This window comes from Nostoc sp. DSM 114159 (genome assembly GCF_053470285.1).
The window spans coordinates 4,597,390-4,618,667 of record NZ_JBPFEH010000001.1; the positions used below are offsets into that span (position 1 = coordinate 4,597,390).

The following is a 21,278-nucleotide window of genomic DNA, read 5'->3' on the forward strand; positions in this document are numbered from 1 at the left end:
ATTCCACAAAGGGGATGAGGGGGATATGAACCTGGTTATGACAAAGACGCGATAAATCGCCGTCTCTACAAACGGTTTATTGTGTCTGCTGCTGTGATTCTAAATTTCACAAAATCTCTGTCAACTTTACTAGTAGACTATTTGCTAAATCCACTAATCTGATATCATTTGTATCAACACTATTTCCTTCACCAGCTAACAAGCTTCTCACAGCAGATAGCCTGTCATCTATTTGGGAAATTTTCCAAACTTCATCTAAGTTTACTGCAAAATCAAACAGCGATCGCTCTCCTAAATGCTCTCTTACCCTCACAGCTACAGTATCATTACTTACCAGAAATTCTTTAATAGTATCTAATTGAAAATTACCTAATATTTCATCATGTCCCCACGTTTCTAGCCAGTCTCCCTCCACATTTTCAACGTAAATATTGACAAAATCAACACCGTAAGTTAACCAGTTCTGCTGCATTTGTCGCGCCGTCGCTAAAGCTTCAGCAAATGTATCTACTTGATTGTTGCAGTGAGTTTCTCTCTTATTAGGCATAAAAGCTGTAATTAGCACGTAAGTATATAGGCTAGACACAAATCTGAAATATGAAATTCCTGAAAAGTCACTAAAATTTTAAATATTTGCCACCAGAAAGGTAATCACTGTTATACAGGGCCACGTTGACTAACTGGTTGACAAAATTAGTATCTTTGGGATTGTAACTTAAAAACAGCCCCCTCTCGATTTCCCACGATCGCAGTGTATTTTGCCAAGCTTCGTACTTTTGATGATTGAGTTCTTCACTAACACTGGTAACTTGAATGCACAGTGGTTGATTGTTACGACTAACAATTAAATCTGTTGCCATAGAAAGGTCGGCTATATAACGCTGCCAAAAACTACCTTCTCGCTGAACAATATCTTGAGCTATCGATCTAATGATATCATTATCAACCTGATTAAACTCGCCTGCCATCAATTTTTGTTTCCAAATATGAAACTTGGAGTCACTTGCATTGAACCATCTGGGAAAGAGATAACCATACCAATATCTCTCAATCGGCGTCATCATCTCGAATTTTGCTTTTTGTTCTTCTTCTGAAGGTAAGGATTTAATCATCAGCCAAATTGTAGAATCTGTAATCACCTCTAACAGAAAGGCTATTACAAAGGGTTTTGCAGTCAGAGAACCTGGCTTAATGTCTTTTACCCAACGATTGATTTCATCTAATCTTCTCGCTAGATTATGATCTATCGAGGAGGCTTGCTCAATAAGGGACTTTAACCGATCCTTAATTTCTGTTGCTTGCAAACGATGCCCTACTTTCAGAAGATTACGCTTTTTTACACATTGATTACTAAATTTTAACTTGAAAATGTATTTAATTAATTTTTTGATGTCATCAAATATTCTCTAGGTCGATGCCCTGTATACGTAAAGCCTCCCACAGTCGAGCAATTTCTTGCTCTGCTTGTGCGCGTTCTTCTGCCTCTTCGGCACGTAAACGTTCTTGTTCAAGATAACTTAGTCTTCTGAAATACCGTCAGCAATCGATTTTACAGTAGCAGGTTCAGGCATTAGCGATCGCTCGTAAACCCGATAAATCTCCTATGTACCGAGTATAGGCATGAGCAATCAGTGCAATGACAAACAAGATCCCCGGCTTTGTAAAAATAAGTTGTTGGGAATCTTTAAATTTTATCTTAATTTCATTGGATTATTAGATAGTTAAAATTAAAAATATGTTAAGTAAGATTTATGCAACTGCTATTTTTAAGGAATGGCTTTTTAGGGCTAACTTTTGTTGCGATCGCTTCAACTAGTGGGTTAATTACAGGCTGTAGCAATACTGCTTCCCAGAACCAAAGCCAAGCGTCAAAGGAAACCACCAGCAATGCTAATGACAAGCAGATGATGAATCACGGTGGTGGCATGATGAATCACAGCATGGGAATGGATTTAGGCCCAGCCGATGCTAATTTTGATTTACGATTTATCGATGCTATGATACCGCACCATCAAGGGGCTGTGGAAATGGCGAATGTTGCGCAGCAGAAATCAAAACGCCCTGAAATCAAAAAGCTAGCAGACAATATCATCAAATCGCAAAACCAAGAAATCACTCAGATGAAGCAGTGGCGACAAGCTTGGTATCCCAAGGCGGGAGATAAACCAATGGCTTACAACAGTCAAATGAACCACATGATAGAAATGTCATCTGACCAAATGAAAACTATGGTGATGAGTCAAGATTTAGGTGCAGCTGATGCGGAATTCGATCTGCGCTTTATCAATGCGATGATTCCTCACCATGAAGGAGCTGTAACAATGGCGCAAGATGCCTTAAGTAAGTCGAAACGCCCTGAAATCAAGAAATTAGCCCAAGAAATTGTTAAAGCCCAAGATATAGAAATTAAACAAATGCAACAGTGGCGAAAAGCTTGGTATAACAAGTAATATTATGTATTCTGTTCGATAAAATTTTCTCACCAAATTTTACTCATATTCAAAATAAACCCAGGTAATACCAACTCGCCGCTTACACTAGCAGGATTATCTAAACATTCCTCTGGCAATCCAGGACGATAAATATAAACTTGACGCTGCTTACGGTCAATTAACCAGCCTAACTGTATTCCTGGCTCGTTCATATATTCCTCCATTTTTTCTTTCAAAGTTTGGAGGTTGTCGCTAGCAGATTTGAGTTCAACTACAAAATCTGGACAAATAGGAGCAAACTTCCGCTGTTGTTCTGGAGACAGAGAATTCCACCGTTCTAGTTTAATCCAGGAAGCATCTGGAGAGCGTTCTGCACCTGTTGATAATTTAAATCCGGTACTAGAGCTAAAAGTTATACCTGTACCATCTTGTTCCGACCAAACCCACAATTGCCCAAATATGTTACCTTCTCGATTTCCTGTCTCTGAACCAGTAGGAGGCATAATTACCAATTCTCCGAATTTATTTCGCTCAATGCGTAAGTCACGATTCACCTGACAGAATTCAAAAAATTGTTCGTCTGTCATTTGCATTGATGACGGAATTTGCAAAACCAAAGGGGATGAGAACATCGGGATTTCCTCCAGGTTCGGATGCTAGCCCACTGACTATATTCTCACGCAAAAAAACAAAGACGCAAAGTTATATCTTTGCGCCCTTGCTTTTTATCAGAAGTCATTTTCAGATTTACTTGTTAGGCTGAGGAGTTACCCGTAGATAGGGTTTTACTTCCTCGTAACCTTTGGGGAATTTCTGTTTGAGTACTTCTGGATCTTTGAGTGAGGGGACAATTACAACATCCTCTCCATCTTTCCAGTCAGCTGGTGTCGCCACGCTGTAATTATCAGTCAATTGCAGAGAATCAATCACCCGCAACAGTTCATCAAAGTTACGTCCTGTGCTGGGAGGATAGGTAAAACTCAGGCGGAGTTTCTTATTGGGGTCAATCACAAAAACCGATCGCACTGTTACCGCCGCATTAGCATTCGGGTGGATCATGTCGTACAGATCGGCAACCTTGCGATCTGCATCCGCCAAAATCGGGTAGTTCAGAGTGGTGCTTTGAGTTTCTTCAATGTCTCCCACCCAGCCTTTATGGGATTCTACGTCATCAACGCTGAGTGCGATCGCTTTAACATTGCGCTTGTCAAATTCTGGTTTGAGCTTGGCAACTGTGCCAAGTTCTGTTGTACAAACAGGTGTAAAATCAGCAGGGTGAGAGAACAGCACAACCCAGCTGTCACCTGCCCATTGGTAAAAATCGATGTCGCCGTGTGTTGAGGCTTGCGTAAAGTTGGGTACTGTGTCACCTAGACGGAGAGCCATGAGAGATTCCCTGTAGTTAGAAAGGCATATATATTCTAGTATGCTATGCCATCATGACATAAAACCCCTATTTCTCAGTCGGACTTTAGCAGTTTGAAACAAAATTTTAGGTTGTCAGCGCTCTCGGATAAGGGACGAAAGAGAGGTAAAAACTATTAGACCTCTTGCAAAAATATATTTTTGCAAGAGAGGGGAAAGGGTAAAGGTTAAAGGGAAAGGATTTTGAGTTTCTTTACCCTTTTCCCCTTCCCCTTTTCCCGGACTTTTGCAAGAATTATATTGACTAAAGTACACATATATGCATTTAATTAATATGTTTTTTTAGAGGTTTTTCTTTACATAGAGAATTCCAAATATCAGGGCAATAGCTGAGTACAAGCCATTGCAGGTCTAGGCTTCTTGATTAATAATATTTCCAGATTATTGCAGAATTACGGGAACCTTTATTGGCATAGATACAATATCTTGATAAGTTTTGAAACTGTTAAAATTTTAATTTTTATAATGTAAGTATTGAGAAGAAAGGGTACAAATTATGTTTATGATTTTTGAATTATAAACTAATTATGATCATAGTAATAATTTTAGTGATTGGTGTTCTCCTCAGCACAACTGCGAGATAAGTAGGTTGGGTGCAGCGATAGCGTAACCCAACATAAAATTTGGTGGTAATGTTGGGTTGCGTTTCACTCCACCCAACCTACATCAATATATCTTTTAAAAAACTCTAGGTTTCAACATAGATGAGGTTTATTACAAATTCAATTGTTATATAGCGGTTCCCGACCTAGTGAGGTACGTTTTTAAAGCTATTAACCTTGGTGAGCAAGACTTAGGTGTACCTCAGTTGCCTGGGAAACGCTATAAAGCAAATAGTCAGAATAAAAACTACAAATATATTTATTATTTTTGAATTTTGAATTACTTATGATGATAGTAATCTTTTTAGTGATTGGTGTTATCCTCAGCACAACAGCAAGTTTTGTTTTTGGAGTTCCCCAGTTGATGCCGATTTTAGGTGCTGCTGTCCCCTATCCCATTTTCTTTTTACAAGTGCGTCGTCAAGAATATAAAAGTGCTTTTTGGTGGATGTTACTGTGGGGAGTTTTGCAGAGTATTGCCGTGATTATAGTAACAACAATCGTACCAGAAACAGCAGCAAAAGTTATTCTTCGCGGACAGTCATACACTACAGAAATGTTCCACTGGATTCGCACGGGAGAAGGTATGGAAGGAACAATCCGTTTATTTTTACCAGACCATTTATTGCAATACGGAATTTTTTCTATTCTCTGCGTTCTCACCTTAAGTAGTGCGGCATTGATATTCGGCACTTGGATGCTGAACTACATGAATTTTTATGTTGCAGAATTAGTAAAAGTTAGTGCTAAACCCTGGCTAGCAGCTATTTTAGGGTGGTATCCGTGGTCAATTTTGCGGATAATCGGGTTTATCGCCACTGGGGTAGCTTTAGCTGCATTAGGATTAAATCTAATAACTCGCATCAGAGGGGAAGTTCCAAAGTCTCCCTTTCCGAAAACTTATATGTTGATTGGAATTAGTTTTGTGATTGCGGATATCGTTGTCAAAGCAATTCTCGCACCTATTTGGCAAAAACTGCTATTGTCTGCGTTGATTTAAATTAATTTGTTTGCCAGAATACACAAGATTTAGTATTTCATAAACGATACTTCTCCACCACCCACATATTCATCAGCAGCCACAGTTATAGTATGTGTAACTAAATTAGCTACATTTAAGCCGGGGCAGTACTCTAATGTGACTTTCGTTATCTCCGTATTAGACTCTGAACTAATAGTTAATAATCCATCACCAAGTGATGAGAAGTGCTTATATGGCTTTTTTAGCAAGATAATTTGCTCTAGATACAAGTAACAGCCTAACAGCATATCAACATCATCGTCTACCCATAGGTATATGCCATCGTTAAATTGATCCAACATTGTCCCACATAACAATATGCGTTTGTATCCTATATCTAATAGTTTTTCTATTAACTTCCGAGGATTCAAATCTTGCAAATTATGGCTTGGGCGAGGCGTGAAACTTGGTATCACCTGAGCTATTTGAAAATTCATAGTGTAAAAATTTATTATTTATGGGTAAGTCCTAGTCAATTAGGATTGGTTTTGCGATTGCGGATATCCTTGTCAAAGCGATTCTAGCACCTATTTGGCAAAAACTTTTATTATCTGCGTTGGGTTAAATTCATTTATTTGTGAGAATTTCCTGGTAGGCTTGGATTGTTTGCTTTGCGATCGCATCCCAGCTAAAATTTTCCAAGGCATACTTTTGGGCGTTTAATCCTCGTCGTTGGCGTTCTGCGGGATTTTCCAAAGCTTTTTGTAGTAACTCTACCAGTGTTTGCACATCTGTTGCACCTACCCAACCCGACTCGCTATCACGTATCTGTTGACAAATATGCACTTGGTCAGAAATGACTACGGGTACACCTGCAACCATCGCTTCAGCTACAGCAATCCCAAAATTTTCGTAGTAGGAAGGTAAGACAAATAAATCAGCCGCTTGTAGTAAACTAATTTTTAACTCACCAGTGACAAAGCCTGTAATTGTAGTGTGCGATCGCAATGGTGAATTTTGAATTTGGAATATTATCTTTTGTTCGTAATCTGGTTCTTGGGGATTAGTCCCAGCTAAGACAAAATGAAACTTATAACCAACCGCTAACAGCTTCTCTAGCGCCGGAATCAACAAATTCAACCCTTTTTTCGGGTCAATTCGTGACATAAACAGCACCAATGGTACATCCTTTGGTATTTCTAACTGACTGTATACATTTTTAACAGAAGATTGACGGGGAATCACACCCAAGGGAATCACCAAATCTGGCGTAGATACTCCAAATCGTTCTGATATTTTAGCTTCTTGGTCGCTAGTAAAATGAATTGCTGCGGCACTAGCTAAATTTTGACGTTCTATAATTGCGGCATAAAGCTGTTTTAATTGCTTTTTCTTCTGTAAATCAGCCGGATCGAGAGTACCCAAAGGACGGAAAATATAAGGTAGCTTTTGCTGACGACACACAAGAGCAGCAGCACTAATTATTGGCGAGAATAGAGCATGAATATGTGCTATGTCAAACTCATGAGCGTGACGTTTTAGCCAGTTTAATAAATCGAGGGAAAATTTGTAGCGACGAAACGGCGCGCAACGAAAGTAAATTATTTCATAGCCATCTTGTTTAATTGGGCGATTTAAAGGGACATCCAGAGGTGTTTGACCATTATCACCATTACTATCAGTTGTGAGAATTGTAACTTCTACTCCCTCTTTGACTAACGCTGGAGCTAATCCAAGTACCATTTGACTCGGCCCGCCGTAAATTAGAGAAATTGAGGGGACAATTTGTAACACTTTCATTTTTTTGTCATTTGTCCTTCGTCATTTGTCACTTGTACTGAGCGTAGTCGAAGTATTTGTCCTTTGTCTTTTGTCATTTATTATTCACTAATGACCAATGTACAGACGCGATTAATCGCGTCTCTACTGACTAATGACTAACTCTTGATAAAATTCTAATTGCTGTTTAGCCAAAGCTTTATTTGTATATTGAATCATTGCTTTTTGATAACCCATTTCACCGAGAGTCTGAGCAAAATCTGGTTTATCCATTAATTGAACTAAGCAATTAGCAAGAGCTTGAACATCACCTTCAGGAAATACTAAGCCAGCATCGCCAATTACATAGGGAATTTCCCCAGAATCCGAACCAATTACAGGAACTTGGCAAGCCATTGCTTCAATTAGTACATGACCAAATTGCTCTTTCCAGCCAGCAGAAGTTAAGGTTTTAAACTTATAAGTTGTTTCTGAAGGTAATACTAAAGTACTCATTAAATTGATATAATTTGCAACCTCATCATGGGGAACACTTTCTATCAAAATTAATCGTTCTTTAATATTGTTTTCTGCTGCAATTTTGATTAATTCACTTTGCAACTCTCCTCTTCCCAATAATAGTAATTTCCAAGGTTTATTTTTCAAAGTAGCTAAAGCTTGCAAAAGCGTTAATAACCCCTTTTCTTGCACAAATCGCCCTACAAAACCTACTACAAAATCTTCTTTTTCAATGCCCAACTTAGCTGCTAACTCTGGCTGGGCTTTAGGAGTAAATAAACTTTCATCTACACCGAGTTGTGGCATGACTTTAATTGCACCTGTATATCCCCGTTGCCGCAAAATTTCTGCTCCATCTTGATTGCCAGAAATAATCCCGTGGCTGTGCTTGAGGTTATATTTTTCTAATAGAGAAATTGGTAGTTTCAGTTCATAAGGAAGATTCCACCAGGTAAAAAATATATTTTTTGACTTGAGTCCTAATAGCTGATTTAAGGCAATCATTTGAGTATAAGCCAAGGCTCTAGAACCTTGTTCAACTTGGATGATTTGCGGGCGAAATTGTTTTAATAAAGATATCAAATCAGCGCCAAAGGTAAGAAGTCCCTGATGATTTTGACTAAAATTAGAAACTGGAACTATTTTAAATCTGCCTTCATTGCGGTATTCAGTTTCAATAATTCTGTTTTGTACACCGCCTGGTTTCCAGCGCTTTGGGACTACAACTGTCACTTCAATGTCAGATTCTAGTTGAGATAAAGCGCGTAATTTTTCACAGTTAAGGTCTACGATATAAGTGTGACTTGCAACTAAAATTTTCATTGTCATTTGTCATTTGTCACTTGTACTGAGCGTAGTCGAAGTATTTGTTATTTGTCCTTCACTAACTTCTAACTCCTAACTCCTAGCTAAACTTGTTCATCCAATCGACTGTAAATTTGACCATCGTTCCAAAGTGATTGAATGACAGTACCCAAGGCTTTGAAAAAACCCAAAGTGTAGAAAATAGCGCGACTGGCAATTTTGATGGGGGAACCGCTTTTGTGACAAGGTGGCCGTCCGAGAACGTGACAATCAAATAAACGGGCGTATAGGCGTAAAGCTTGAGTAACAGTGAGGTTTTTCAGCCCTAGTAAAAAATGGTTGTGGTAAAAGGTGAGTTGATATTTTAGCGATCGCATACTAATATCGTGACAACCGCCTGTTTCTTCGCCTAAATGCACCAAATGGGCTTCTGGGTCGTACCAAATCTTATATCCCGTCTGTCTTACCCGCAAACAAAAATCTGACTCTTCGCGTACTGCACTACCGCGAAACCTTTCATCAAACCTCAATCCATACTTAGTAAAAATTTCGCGACGAAATGACATATTACAGCCTCTCGCTGTCAGCACTTGTTGGGGTTTGATGGTATGTACTAAATCAATATGATACCAAGCAATTCCTGGGTCCATAGCTTCGGGAGGCAGATATTCAATCTCTAAATCTCCTTTAGAATCACCTAATTTCATTCTGTCAAAGACCCGACCGGCTACAGCCCCCACCTCTGGATTTTGCACATAATTTTTCGCATGGGCTGCTAACAATCCTGGGGTTAACTGAACATCATCATCAATAAACAATATTATTTCACCAGATGACCGCCGGACAGCATAATTCCGCGCCCCTGGTAAACTTGCCCAATCTAAGCGCAACCATTTAATTTTACCTGCCTTTGCCATCTCTTCTAAGTAGGCTTGAATTTCTGGTTGGTGTTTTGGAGTTTGGTCTACAATTAAAACTTCAAAATTTGGATAATCCTGTTTTAAGACATCCACAATGCTATCCCGTAGCGCTTCTTCTCGTCCGTAGGTTGCAATAACTACAGTAACTAATGGCCAATTATTCATAAATTTTATTTAAGTAATTTTACTGTCTCTATAATAGCCTTTTAGAAATTAATTTTCATGAAATTCAGTAAGTGGTTATTGCTTTAATTTACATACTGTATTTTCACGGATTTTGAAAAACCTCACTTTCATTCCTCTCTCTGACTACGAAATTACTTACCTATCAATAAGTATCATCGAAAAATAAGTGTATGGCGAGAATTTCGAGGTAGGTTTGAAATACTGAGGGATTTTTGACCTCCAATCATATCTTTGGCCATTTTTATTTCGTTTAAATTGTTTTTAAACGTTTCTTCTTTTTTTGTTGGGGGTTGGCTTCTTCCTTATCTTGTTTCTCCAGTTCTGGTAACTTAAAAAGAACTCCCGCAAAAAACCAATAATAGGCAGCAACAGGATCGACATCCAGAGGATAGTAGTAAGTGTTGGTGCTAATAAATAATATAAACACCCACAAAGCGGCTCCGGAACTACGGAAATTACGGTTCTTTATCGAGCGATAGGTTTTAAAGCCCAGAATTGTTAAACTTGTTACCAAACCCAAAAATGATAGTAATCCAAAAATTCCCACTTCATAAAGTACTTTGGGATAGTAGGTTTCCACAAGTTTAGTTTGGCCCATCACACGGGCAGAGTTTGTTGCTCGTCCTAAGCCGCTTCCCAATGGCCCGTCTACGTTTTTCCAATTTTCTTCAAACTGCTGGATGATAAAATCTTGAGGTGGTGAAGCGTTCCAACGACTGACAAAACTCTCGGTTCTCTCTTGTACGACAGCAGGGTTAGTCACCATCGCAATTCCCAGAATGAAGGCAAGTCCCACGCCTATGGGGATAAATCGTTTCAGGTTGCCAAGTTGTCCGGTAAGCAATAGCAAAATCCCGAAGCAGATTGGTACTAAAGCTAAGGCGATTCTCTGCCCAGAGATTACAGCATCGATAAAGACTCCCGCTATCGAAGCTAAACCGATAATCCGCCATATTGGCGAGGGATCGGTGAAGCCGGTGGCAAAGGTAAAAAAGGTGCTAGAAATTAAAAACCAAGCCCACTGCCAAGGAGCTACAAATGTCCCTGGTAGGCGAATAACTCCTTCTTCGGGACTATATACTAGCGCTCCACCAAAATAACATCGGGCTTCGAGTGTTGCTCTAAATAAAGCATCTCCTTCAAGACCTCTAGTACCCTGACATACACCAGTTAGTAGTAAAAAATATTGAATAAATCCTAGCGCGCAGCAAATCAGTGTGAGGACAATCTGGAGGCGCAATAAAAATAGAAAATCCCGCTTATCGCGAATTAGATAGTAGGCACAACCAATCAGGGGGACATAGCCTAAAAATACTTTTAGTCCCAGAATTCCCATACCTAATGGTATTTCTGGGGGTGCTTTTTCTAATAGTCCTGCACTAGGCGGGTTAAATTGTTGTCCACCATTAACAAACAACAGTGTTAGCAGACTGCAAGCCAAAACAATATAAAGTGGGATTTTAATGCCTTTGGGAATAATTATCGGTAGCCCCTGTCTACGGCAAGTCTGCCAAAGTCCAATTAGCGCTGGAACGTAAAAGGCATCTTTAGCTAATTGGAGTATGGGACTATTGCCCAAGTAGTAGGTGACAGTACCTCCCACAGGTATGTAAATGATGAAGGCATATAGGGCTTGGCGCGGATATTTGTAGGAAAGGGACATGACTATTATCCCTAACACACCAGGGACTGCTGCTTTAATTCCAGCTACGAAAAAAAGTAGAATGCCAACGAAGACACCGCCAAAAACGGCGGTGGTGAGTAAGCTAGTAAGTTCTTTACGTACTTGAGCAGATTTGCGCTTTTGGGCTAACTGTTCTTTGAGACTAAGGGTAGAAGTTTCCTTTTTAGCCTGCTTTTTCGATTTTGATTTTTTAGATTGCTGAGATTTTGATTTAAATTTTGGCATAGTGGCACTGTAGCCTATCAGCCTCGCAAAAGACTCCATTATATAGGACTAATATTTGATTTATAAAATACACGTAGTGGGCCAGTGCGTTGCGGAGGTTTCCGACGCTTGAGTACTTGCTCTAAGCGTTGGCGCAGCCTCTCGTAGAGAAGTCATGCTGTTGGTGTACCCTTACAGGGAAGCAACCTACGTATGGCGTATTGCAGATTATTGGTGTCAACTTAAGCTGAAACTCCTTTAAAACCTTGTTTCTAGCCTCTGGCTAGAAATGCACTTCAATTGGGCTGCTGCCACCAGCAAGAGAGGCGGAGCCTCAAAGACGAGCATTCCCAGTCGGAGACTGGGAACGAGGCAATCTAAAAGCTAGTTCTAGACTTGTTTTTACGTTAAGTTGACACCAATGATTGCAGACAAACCTCTCCTTACCACTTGGTGGAAGCAAGCTACGCGTAGCGTCTCACTTTGGGAAAAGAGAAGGCTTTACGTTGTAGTAACTGGCGTTGTGTTAGCGCAGAAACTACGGCACAATTTCAAGCTTTTGGTGCGTTACACTTTGCTAACAGATTGTATAAGACCATTTATGAGATTTTTTTCCCAAAAAATTTACAATTCTGATAGTTGATAAATCTCTTTGGATTGCTGTAGATTGTATAATCCAAATTCGTCTCTCAATGATTGATTTAATAATTTACGATTAAAAATGCTAAATCTTAATCTTTTTGAATTTTCAAAAAGATTTTCTCCTGTTGCCAAAATATAAACTGCACCTGGAAATGGTAATGATTTAATGGATTTTCCTTTGTTCTTTAAAATCTCTCTCACTTTAGCGTGGTCTATATAATATTTATAGTATCCGTAGCCACGATTATATTCTGCGGTTTCTGGTAGATCATTCAAATCATATCGAATAATATTACAAGTACCGCACATTTTATAAAAATTGCTTCTTTTGATATAGATGTAATTATTGCCTTCTTGATATTTATAACCTTTATTTATAAACCATCCATTAGAATCAGGATGTTGTTGAACAAATTTCGCTAACTTTTGACTCACACAATCGTCAGCATCAACTGTCATAGTGTGAGTGGGATAAAATTGACGCGCATACATCAATCCTTTTAAGATTTTACGCCCTTTATCTGTATCTCCTTTGGCTACAGGGGTAGGCTCGTTTGGAAGTGAAAAATCAACTGTAATGTATGTAATATGAGGATGAGTGAATTCTATTTTGGGCTTTTCGTTACAAACAACAATAACGTGAAAGTTAGGTGAGGTTTGATTGCAAACTGATTTAATACATCTTTCAAATAATTGTGTAACACGCTCCCAGGAATTGGAAACTTGTGCACTTTTGAGTGGGATAACAAAAACAAGCACTGTATTTTATCAGAACAAACAGCTAGGAATCTCGAAGCAAATAATAACACGTTATGACTGACGGTAAGACTAAATGTCAGTAGATCGAAAACTTTTGTTGACGAAAGAATCAGGGTTTCAGACGAGGTTTTGATGTTGACGATCGCGATGTCTACGATGGTCACTGAGCTTCTTGCCCTGAGTTTCGACTGCGCGGTAATCGAGCGAAGTCGAGATTCAACTACCGCGAAGCCGAAAGGTGTCGAAGTGCGAGCTGCGTTTATGCTTGTAATGCACCCTTAAACCACCAACAACCTCGTTTCTGGAAAAGCAGACTCTAACAGGATTCCGGCAAATTGTGTTTCTAAACTCTAATCAACGGCTGGTAAGGGTTCTGGAAAAATTTTCGGTCTACTGACAGTAACACAAGCCAATTACCCGATTTCAGACAATTCGAGTTACTTGCTGATTCACACGGGGACGACCAAAGCGTTCCCAAGCACTCCCTCCTCGCAAAAATAGCTCTAAAAAGCGCAATGGTTCTCCGGAATCACCTGTTGACCAACCAGAACTACCGGGAGCAAAGGCTAAAGTTCCTTCAGACACCTTGAAACTGCCATCAGAATACACTGCATCACTGACCACATCTCCAATTCGGATGACGATCTTGCTTTGAGGCTCCAAGTTAACTGTATGCGCCCCAATAGTTGTTTTAATGTTGCCGTAGCCATCAATCCAGGCAATGCGATCTGGTGGAACATCTGGGATTTGCTCGCTCTTGAGGCTATCTCCCAGAATGCTAAAATCTTCATTCATAACCGCAGCTGCAGCTGGAGGAAATACATCTCGTGAGCGAAACTGCGAACCACCACGGGAAACGTTGACGACTCGCAACTCCTTTGTATGGTCTTTGATAAAGGAGAGGGTGTAGCCTGCATTCACACCCACTACTTTTACACCATTAGATAGAAGGGCATAAGTTAACCCTTCACCTTCATTATCTCGACGAGCTTCAGGATCGTCCTGACGAGGCGCACAGTTGTGATAAATTAGGCGATCGCTAGGGCCAGGGTTGAGTCCGAGTTGGGCAATCCAGAATCCCGTTGCTAAGGTACTGAATGCTGGAACCGAAAGCAAATGAATTTGAGCATGGGGAAAAGTCATCAGCAGACGTTGTGTGACTTCAGTAAATGCCGGATCTCCTGTACCGTAGTCTGCAATGACGCAGATAAACATTCTGCTCCTCCTTTTGATGGGGTAATTTGCAATCAACCTAATTCATAATTAATAATTATGAATTATTTCGTCATTATCTGATTACCGAGTGAAATGAAAAAACGAGTGTTCATTTCACTTCTAATTAATAACGTTAAAGTCTTAATCAATGCAATGAAAACAATTACTTCACTTTTTAGCGAAGAACGCAACCAACTCCAGATAGATATTGATAACACAATCGGGATTGAGCAAATAGTTAAACTGGTGCAAAACCGACTCGATCATCTCGAAAGAATTTACATTGAAAAGCTTAATTTGGCTCAAGTTCGTCTGGCTTCCTTTTTCCTGGATACGCTGCGGCAGTCCATCGCCACTTTGGCTGCGGCTAACTATCTTCAAGTTGCTCCAACAGAACAAAGACAAATTACTAATACAGGGACAAAGTTGTTTAGCAGCAGATTAATCCTGAAACTGCTAAAGGGACTAATTTATATAGGCATCTTAGGTTCGTTGTTTTCTTTAACTAAAACTAACCCAGGTGCGTGGATGGCTATCTTATTAACTTCTCTACTGATCGGACTAGAAATTGTACTTAAACTCGAATCAAACAACCAGCAAAATAATTCTATATCTGAAGGAGTATTGGAATTACCTCAAGCGATTCTCCGGGTTGATAGCAAAGTATTTCTAGATCACCTTGGCGATGCTCTCAACACTATCGACCTAGCAGTGGCTAGAGTAGAAGAATCAAATAAACATGAAGGCGATTTAGCAATAGAAGAATTGCCAGAGTTATTGAATTTTCTCCAAAGACTAATGGGCGCATCCAAACTTGATAAACCCCAAATGGCTTATGAACTGGCGAAACTTCTGCCACAGATTTTAATGTCTCAGGGAATTAACGCTCAAATTTACCGATCGAATAGCGATCGCGAATATTTTGACTTTGAGCCAAGTATTGACCCCGATACCAAAGAACACGTGACTCTAACGCCAGCTTTGTTGAAAGGCGATCGCTTAATTAGGCGCGGTAGGGTAATTGAACCAGCATATTCCTCTGCTAGAGAATAATAGATAATAAAAGTATGGAAATTTTAGAAACAATTGGTTTTGATTTGGGACACGGTGAAACGGCTGTAGCGAAAGCGATCGTGGAAAGCATCGAACCCCCCCAGATGTTGGAAATTAATAACAAAAAAAACCAAATTACAGCTCTTGGCTGGCATCCCAAACTCGGTTATCTAGTCGGCGAACAAGCATTAATTCAAGCTGGTGTCACCCAACTGACAATTTCTTTCAAGCAAAAACCCAACAACGATCCCAAATATCGGGAAACAATTAGCACTTTTGTGGCAACCTACTACCGCCTTTTGAAAGAAAGCAAACAACTTGCAGGTGGAGATAGTAGCTATTTTTACATTGGTTGCCCTTCAGGATGGTCAGTTAGCGATCGCACCGAATACCAAAAGCTACTTCAAGAAGCTGGTATTCCCCAACTCAATGTTGTACCGGAATCGCGGGCTGCTTTCATGCAAGCCAAGGAAGCCGGGAAGTTGGAGTATGACAAACTTGTTGGCTCGGTGCTAATTGTCGATATTGGTTCTTCAACCACAGATTTTACTCTGGTTAAAAGCTTAGAAGAAATCCCGATAGATTTCGGGAGTAATACTTTGGGAGCATCCTTAATTGACAAAGCTATTTTTGCCCGGACTCTCGCCAACCACGAACAAAAAGCATTACTGGAAAAAGTATTTAAAGAATATCCCCATCACCAAGCTCGTTGTGAACTTGCTTGTCGCAAAGCTAAAGAAGATTACTTTTCTAATGAACAGTTATACAGCGATCCTGAATCCTTTGCGCGTGGGTTCGAGTCGATCAACGAACAGATTTATTTTATTCCCCAAGTGAATAAATTGATGATGGAGGAAATTTTAAATCAACCCTTACCTGAACTGGAAAATCATAGTTGGATTAAATCATTTAGTGACTCTTTAAAGGAAGCAAAAGAAAAGCTAGAAAAACGTGGAATCGTGCCCAAACTTGTGCTGATGACTGGTGGTGCATCTCGCATGAAGTTTACGCACGTTCTTTGTCAGGAAATGTTTCCCGAACCAGAAACGCTGCTTCGCCCCGATCCAGAACCGGAACGGTGCATTGCAATGGGTTTAGCACGAGTAGGAAGATGGGATCTGCGTGCTGCTGCTTTTAAGCAAGAAGTGAACAAACTATTTACCTCAAACCAGCTTAAAGGTTTGATTGAAAGGCATATTCCAGAGTTAATCGCATCACTAACTAAGCCTTTGGCGGATGGCTTGATTGTCAATGCAGTTAAACCAAGTTTAAAAGATTGGCAAAAAAACAAAATACGGACTTTAGCCGATTTAGAAACAGCTTTGATCGGTCGGGCAGAACAGTGGCTCAAAAGCGATCGCGCCGTGCAGATAATTAATCATCAATGCGCATCTTGGTTTAGCAATAAAATCCAACCTGATTTAGCCGCACAAACCGATCCAATCTGTCGAAAGTTTCACATACCTAGAAGCAGCTTAAGGTTTCAGGATAGTATTGACCCAACTTTTGTTAACCCAGAATTACAAATTGGAGATGCTATTCTGGCTGAGACAGTAGCATTTATCGTCAATATAGTAATTGGTGGAGGCGCTGTGGCTAGCATTATCACTCTCATCCTAACTGGGCATTTAACCTGGCCGATTGCACTAGTATATGGGGCTTCGTTGATGGCAGCAGGAATGGAGCTAAATCGTAAGGGTGTTCAAGAAGTAATTAAGACAAATGTAGATGTACCTAGTTGGATTCGTTCTAATTTTTTGAGCGACAAAAAAATTGAGGATATATGCGATCAAATAAAGCCTGAGTTAGAGAAAGTTCTTCAAGAACAACTGACAGCAAATCAAGAAGCTTTTGACAAACTGATTGTCAAAGTTGAGCAAGGACTTCAAAACAGCCTTTCTGCCAAGGTCCAATCTTGCATAATTCTGATTCAATAACGGTGATATGTGGGATTATGAAACTTTGTAAGGGACTGACAAATAAAAAAATATACAACTTTTCTTATGGGGTGGACATCTTGTCCGCCCCTGTCAACGGGCGCTCGTGTCGCCCACCCCACAAGAGTGGATAATTTATTTCTTGGAAGTCCCTAAAAGCAAGAAAAGTCCCATTTAATTTGAGTTATTGAGCCACAATAAGAACAATTATTTTATCTAAATTTTCTGCTCACCAGTGACTTAAATATGTAACCTATTCAGAAGTCAATGATTCAAACAATAGTTGTATTTATCATCATTGGGCTGATTCTGATTGGGATTTTAGTCAATCCCGTTAGAGTCAAAAGGCGAAGAAACCGTCTCAAACATCGTCCTTTTCCCCCACTTTGGAATGCCATTATTGAAAATAATCTTCCCATTTATCTGTGTCTTTCTCCCGATGAACTCAGACGACTTCAGGGACATATTCAAGTTTTCTTAACAGAAAAGCAATTTATTGGCTGTAGAGGATTACAGGTGACAGAGGAAATGAAATTGAGTGTTGCTGCTGTTGCTTGTTTACTTCTATTAAATGAACGTGGGCAGTACTTCCCCAGACTTCGTTCAATTCTGGTGTATCCCAACGCTTATTTTGTTCAGGAAACGAATTCCGTTGGAAAATATGTTATTGAGGAAAGGCGTGTGGCCAGACTAGGTGAATCGTGGACAAACGATCAAGTAGTAGTGTCTTGGGAACAAGTGAAACAAGACATTAATAACTGGAGAGATGGACGTAACGTTGTGCTTCATGAATTCGCCCATCAGTTAGATCAAGAAGATGGTAAAGCTGAAGGAGTTCCGATACTGCAAAACAATTCAGACTATGCTATTTGGGCGAAGGTGATGACAGAAGCATATCAGCGACTTTGCAATGATGTTCTCCAAGGTGCAAAGACGGTAATGGATAGCTATGGCGCAACAAATCCCGCAGAATTTTTTGCCGTAGCGACTGAGACATTCTTTGAGAAACCACACCAATTGTTATCCGAATATCCGGCACTTTATGAGCAATTACAACGTTACTATCAATTAGATCCTGTGCAATGGGTGTGAACTAAATACAGCATTCAGAATTCAGAATTCAGAATTCAGGAGTAAAACACGCTTTATATCTAGGAGATTTTCATCGCTAGAATCTTCAAAACCACTGCTTCAGGGACAGGCATCACTGATAATCGATTTCCTTGTTTCACCAACATAAACTCTTCGCCGCTAAACTTCTCTTTGAGTATTGATAGCAAGATGGGATTAGAAAAAGTCTCAACAAATTCCACTACAACTGTTTGCCATCGAGGCGATTCAGAACTTGATTTTGGGTCATAATATTTACTTTCTGGATCAAACTGGGTCGGGTCAGCAATATCTTTTTTCACTACACGCATTAACCCAACAATACCGGGAGTATTCGTGCTGGAGTGATAGAAAAAAGCTAAGTCTCCTTCATCCATTTGGCGCAAAAAGTTGCGAGCTTGATAATTGCGAACGCCGTCCCAGATAGTCTCTTTCTGCTGTTGAAGGTCAACAATGCTATAGGCTTCTGGTTCTGATTTCATTAACCAATAATTCATCTACAGAAATTATCTATATACAAAAGCATTTGAATTTTGAGCAGGTAAATAAGTTCGTAGTAAGGACTTTAGTCCTTATCTTTTAAGCACTAAAGTGCTTACTACAAACCCTCTTGTACTAGTGAATATTTGGCTTAACTACGGTAAGCTATAACGGCATAAAACGGATCTCCTCCAGCTGCACCCAACCACTGTAAGATATTCGGTAATGTTGATTTATGAGCTATCACTTCTGCGGTTGTAAATCCTGGAACTGAGGCGAAATACTCTTTGACTAATTCTACTCGCTGCGCCTCTGAAGCCTCCCGCCAAGCTTGAATCGCCTTTTCAAAAAACATCCGGTTAGAAAAGCTGATAATTGCAACACCACCGGGTTTCAAGATGCGGTAAATCTCGGAAAATACTGCTTCTGGATATTGCACATATTGCACAGATACACAATTGAGAACAGCATCAAAATCTCCATCTGGTAAAGGTAGCTGGGGATTTTCGTTAAGATTTTGCACAAAGTAATGATTTAAGCGGGGATTTCGTGCTAATTCCTCAGCGTTGAGTCCGTGTCCCTCCACATGGTCAAACTGCATCTCTTCTGGTAGATGAGACACCCAACTGCTCATCATATCAAAAATGCGAGTGTTGGGTTTGAGGCGATCGCGGTATAAATCCGTTAGCTGTTGAATAAATCCTTCATCAACATGGGTGACGAAGCGAGGATAGGCGTAGAACAGTTTATCGTCTGTGTCATCTAATTTCAGGCGCTGATTCGGTCTTAACTGCATAAATCTCTGTTTTGGAGTACTGTTTCCGAAATTTGCGGCAATTTCAGATATTTTTTCACAAACACTATGTAACATATTTTAATAACAGCAGCATACCTAAATAGCAGCATTCAATTTTTATCAATTTAATGTTATATAAACTACACTTCTTACAGCATATTTGGCGACAAATCCGCCTAATCGCATCATTACCCTATTTTAGTTTGTTAGTTTGGATACTGCCCTTATTACTATTTACTTCTGGACATAATAGCCTGATGGCACATGATGAAGGACTTTACGCATCACGTGCCCGTCTGATGTTTGATTCTGGTAATTGGATAACTCCTTGGGAAACAGCACATCATAAAACTCCTGGCCCTTATTGGTTAATTGCCAGTTTTTATAAGCTGTTTGGTATCAGTGATACTAGTGCGCGTCTTCCTAGTATGATTGCTGCCATTTTTAGTTTGTGGCTTGTGTATGAAATTGGCAAAATTATGCTAGGCAAAAAATTAGGTTGGCTAGCTGCTGCAATTTTAAGTGTGGAATTTCTCTGGTTGCAATACTCTCGCTTAAGTACACCTGATGTACCGATGGTTCTCTTGGTGCTTTTAGCTATTTTGTCTTTAATTAAAACGGAGTTACATCCCAAATATCGCTACTGGTGGAGTTTTCTAGCTGGTTTAAGTTTAAGTTTAGGCTTCTTAGTTAGAAGCTTTATGATTTTTTTGCCAATTATAGCTTTATTACCTTACTTAATTTGGGAACATCGCCGTCATCGTCATCTTACTAACCCAATTTTATATTTAGGTTTTTTCGTAGGTTTAATACCTACCTGTGTTTGGCTGTGGTTAAGCTGGCTGCACTACGGAAATAATAGTTTTGAGGAGTTACTTAAGTTTGTTGTACAACTAAGTTCTGAAGAACGGGACTCTAATGGGCTACTATTCTATGTCTGGAATATTCCTGTAAAAGCATTTCCTTGGGCTTTTTTTGGACTTTTAGGTTTGTTTTTAACTCTCCGTCGTCCCATTCCTCGTTACCAGTTAATATTAGTTGGCTTTCCACTTGTTTTCTTTATAGAAATTAGTATTTTTAGCACTCGTTTATCTCACTATAGTCTTTGCCTTTATCCGTTCATCGCTTTGTTTGCATCTGTGGGTTTAAGTTGGTTAGGCAATATTTACCAGACAGAAATTCCCGCACACTTCCCTCTTCAAAAAAGTAAAAAAAAGATATTGAACCTCTTTGCAAGAAATCATTTTCCCCGAAACCTCAGTTATGGCTTGGGTGGATTAGGTGTTTTACTTGTTATAGCGAGTATTGGCATTTTTAGCTGGGGTAGTTCTGATATCCGCAAGTATGCAAGTATTGGCTTGGCTATGGGCTTGGGTTGGTTAATTTTACCTGTGGTGTGGATTGCTCGTTACCACTTTGACAAAAAGCTTCTCACAGCGCGTTATTGGATTGCAGGTTGGCTAATTCCCTGTTGGTTGGCTTTGGCGGCGATGGGTAGTATAGGGCTTTTGAGCGATTATAATCCTGCTTTAAAAACTTTTTTACAACAAAGTGCGATCGCCTCAATTCTCCAATCTCATCCTACCTACTATGTGGAAATGGATGCTAAAACAAAAGTACTACTTAATTTCTATCTTCCTACTCGCCCTCAACCAGTAGTCTCTATTTCCCAAGTACCAGCTTTGAGCTATGCTTGGATCTATGCTAACCAATCCTCTCAATTATCTCGGCCTCACCGCATTATCGGCACTGTCAAAGAGTACCAGTTGATTGAAGTTCTTCCTTAAGACA

19 protein-coding genes are annotated in these 21,278 nt (G+C 39.8%); 6 read left to right on the forward strand and 13 right to left on the reverse strand.

Annotation, left to right across the window (positions count from 1 at the left end; all coding sequences use genetic code 11):
* Positions 1-106: 106 nt before the first annotated feature.
* A complete protein-coding gene (locus ACR5KR_RS19010) occupies positions 107-547 on the reverse strand; it encodes a hypothetical protein (RefSeq protein ID WP_445630990.1) in 441 nt (146 codons plus the stop codon).
* A 70-nt stretch (positions 548-617) separates the two neighbouring features.
* A complete protein-coding gene (locus tag ACR5KR_RS19015) occupies positions 618-1,304 on the reverse strand; it encodes a hypothetical protein (RefSeq protein ID WP_448267596.1) in 687 nt (228 codons plus the stop codon).
* 447 nt (positions 1,305-1,751) lie between these two features.
* Here ACR5KR_RS19015 and ACR5KR_RS19020 point away from each other — a divergent pair, with 447 nt between their 5' ends.
* Positions 1,752-2,450 carry a DUF305 domain-containing protein gene (locus ACR5KR_RS19020; RefSeq protein ID WP_448267597.1) on the forward strand — a complete coding sequence of 233 codons (699 nt, stop codon included), beginning with the start codon at positions 1,752-1,754 and terminating at the stop codon, positions 2,448-2,450.
* A gap of 29 nt (positions 2,451-2,479) precedes the next feature.
* On the opposite strand, the gene ACR5KR_RS19025 is transcribed toward ACR5KR_RS19020, so the two are convergent.
* Both ACR5KR_RS19025 and ACR5KR_RS19030 read right to left on the reverse strand, forming a co-directional pair.
* On the reverse strand, positions 2,480-3,064 hold the full coding sequence (locus tag ACR5KR_RS19025; protein ID WP_448267598.1) for a Uma2 family endonuclease: 585 nt from the start codon (positions 3,062-3,064) through the stop codon (positions 2,480-2,482).
* A gap of 115 nt (positions 3,065-3,179) precedes the next feature.
* Positions 3,180-3,818 carry a peroxiredoxin gene (locus tag ACR5KR_RS19030; RefSeq protein ID WP_334914041.1) on the reverse strand — a complete coding sequence of 213 codons (639 nt, stop codon included), beginning with the start codon at positions 3,816-3,818 and terminating at the stop codon, positions 3,180-3,182.
* Between the two features lie 927 nt (positions 3,819-4,745).
* Here ACR5KR_RS19030 and ACR5KR_RS19035 point away from each other — a divergent pair.
* On the forward strand, positions 4,746-5,459 hold the full coding sequence (locus ACR5KR_RS19035) for a hypothetical protein (protein WP_448267599.1): 714 nt from the start codon (positions 4,746-4,748) through the stop codon (positions 5,457-5,459).
* Between the two features lie 29 nt (positions 5,460-5,488).
* Here ACR5KR_RS19035 and ACR5KR_RS19040 read toward each other — a convergent pair whose 3' ends face one another.
* The 7 genes from ACR5KR_RS19040 to ACR5KR_RS19070 form a co-directional block, all read right to left on the reverse strand.
* A complete protein-coding gene (locus tag ACR5KR_RS19040; protein ID WP_448267600.1) occupies positions 5,489-5,917 on the reverse strand; it encodes a hypothetical protein in 429 nt (142 codons plus the stop codon).
* Between the two features lie 130 nt (positions 5,918-6,047).
* Entirely contained in the window at positions 6,048-7,220 is a 1,173-nt protein-coding gene (gene hpsP / locus ACR5KR_RS19045) for a hormogonium polysaccharide biosynthesis glycosyltransferase HpsP (RefSeq protein WP_448267601.1), read from the reverse strand.
* Between the two features lie 123 nt (positions 7,221-7,343).
* Positions 7,344-8,519, reverse strand: coding sequence for a hormogonium polysaccharide biosynthesis glycosyltransferase HpsO (hpsO, locus tag ACR5KR_RS19050; protein ID WP_448270260.1), 1,176 nt, complete (start codon positions 8,517-8,519; stop codon positions 7,344-7,346).
* 86 nt (positions 8,520-8,605) lie between these two features.
* Positions 8,606-9,586, reverse strand: a complete 981-nt coding sequence (gene hpsN, locus ACR5KR_RS19055) for a hormogonium polysaccharide biosynthesis glycosyltransferase HpsN (RefSeq protein WP_448267602.1) — start codon at positions 9,584-9,586, stop codon at positions 8,606-8,608.
* Positions 9,587-9,857: 271 nt separating this feature from the next.
* Positions 9,858-11,516, reverse strand: a complete 1,659-nt coding sequence (gene hpsL / locus ACR5KR_RS19060) for a hormogonium polysaccharide biosynthesis protein HpsL (RefSeq protein WP_445630982.1) — start codon at positions 11,514-11,516, stop codon at positions 9,858-9,860.
* 603 nt (positions 11,517-12,119) lie between these two features.
* Entirely contained in the window at positions 12,120-12,896 is a 777-nt protein-coding gene (locus tag ACR5KR_RS19065; RefSeq protein ID WP_445630981.1) for a glycosyltransferase family 2 protein, read from the reverse strand.
* A 423-nt stretch (positions 12,897-13,319) separates the two neighbouring features.
* The gene (locus ACR5KR_RS19070) at positions 13,320-14,111 is read right to left on the reverse strand and encodes an SAM hydrolase/SAM-dependent halogenase family protein (RefSeq protein ID WP_448267603.1); all 792 of its coding nucleotides are present in this window, start codon (positions 14,109-14,111) and stop codon (positions 13,320-13,322) included.
* A gap of 153 nt (positions 14,112-14,264) precedes the next feature.
* On the opposite strand from ACR5KR_RS19070, the gene ACR5KR_RS19075 reads away from it, so the two are divergent.
* The 3 genes from ACR5KR_RS19075 (at position 14,265) to ACR5KR_RS19085 (ending at position 18,193) form a co-directional block, all read left to right on the forward strand.
* A complete protein-coding gene (locus tag ACR5KR_RS19075; protein ID WP_445630979.1) occupies positions 14,265-15,164 on the forward strand; it encodes a hypothetical protein in 900 nt (299 codons plus the stop codon).
* 14 nt (positions 15,165-15,178) lie between these two features.
* On the forward strand, positions 15,179-17,101 hold the full coding sequence (locus ACR5KR_RS19080; protein WP_448267604.1) for an Hsp70 family protein: 1,923 nt from the start codon (positions 15,179-15,181) through the stop codon (positions 17,099-17,101).
* Positions 17,102-17,368: 267 nt separating this feature from the next.
* The gene (locus tag ACR5KR_RS19085; protein ID WP_448267605.1) at positions 17,369-18,193 is read left to right on the forward strand and encodes a M90 family metallopeptidase; all 825 of its coding nucleotides are present in this window, start codon (positions 17,369-17,371) and stop codon (positions 18,191-18,193) included.
* Between the two features lie 59 nt (positions 18,194-18,252).
* Here ACR5KR_RS19085 and ACR5KR_RS19090 read toward each other — a convergent pair whose 3' ends face one another.
* The gene (locus ACR5KR_RS19090; protein WP_448267606.1) at positions 18,253-18,708 is read right to left on the reverse strand and encodes an EVE domain-containing protein; all 456 of its coding nucleotides are present in this window, start codon (positions 18,706-18,708) and stop codon (positions 18,253-18,255) included.
* Positions 18,709-18,842: 134 nt separating this feature from the next.
* Positions 18,843-19,487 (reverse strand): class I SAM-dependent methyltransferase, encoded by a 645-nt coding sequence (locus ACR5KR_RS19095; RefSeq protein WP_445630974.1) that lies wholly within the window; start codon positions 19,485-19,487, stop codon positions 18,843-18,845.
* A 128-nt stretch (positions 19,488-19,615) separates the two neighbouring features.
* On the opposite strand from ACR5KR_RS19095, the gene ACR5KR_RS19100 reads away from it, so the two are divergent.
* Entirely contained in the window at positions 19,616-21,274 is a 1,659-nt protein-coding gene (locus ACR5KR_RS19100; protein ID WP_448267607.1) for an ArnT family glycosyltransferase, read from the forward strand.
* Positions 21,275-21,278: the final 4 nt, after the last annotated feature.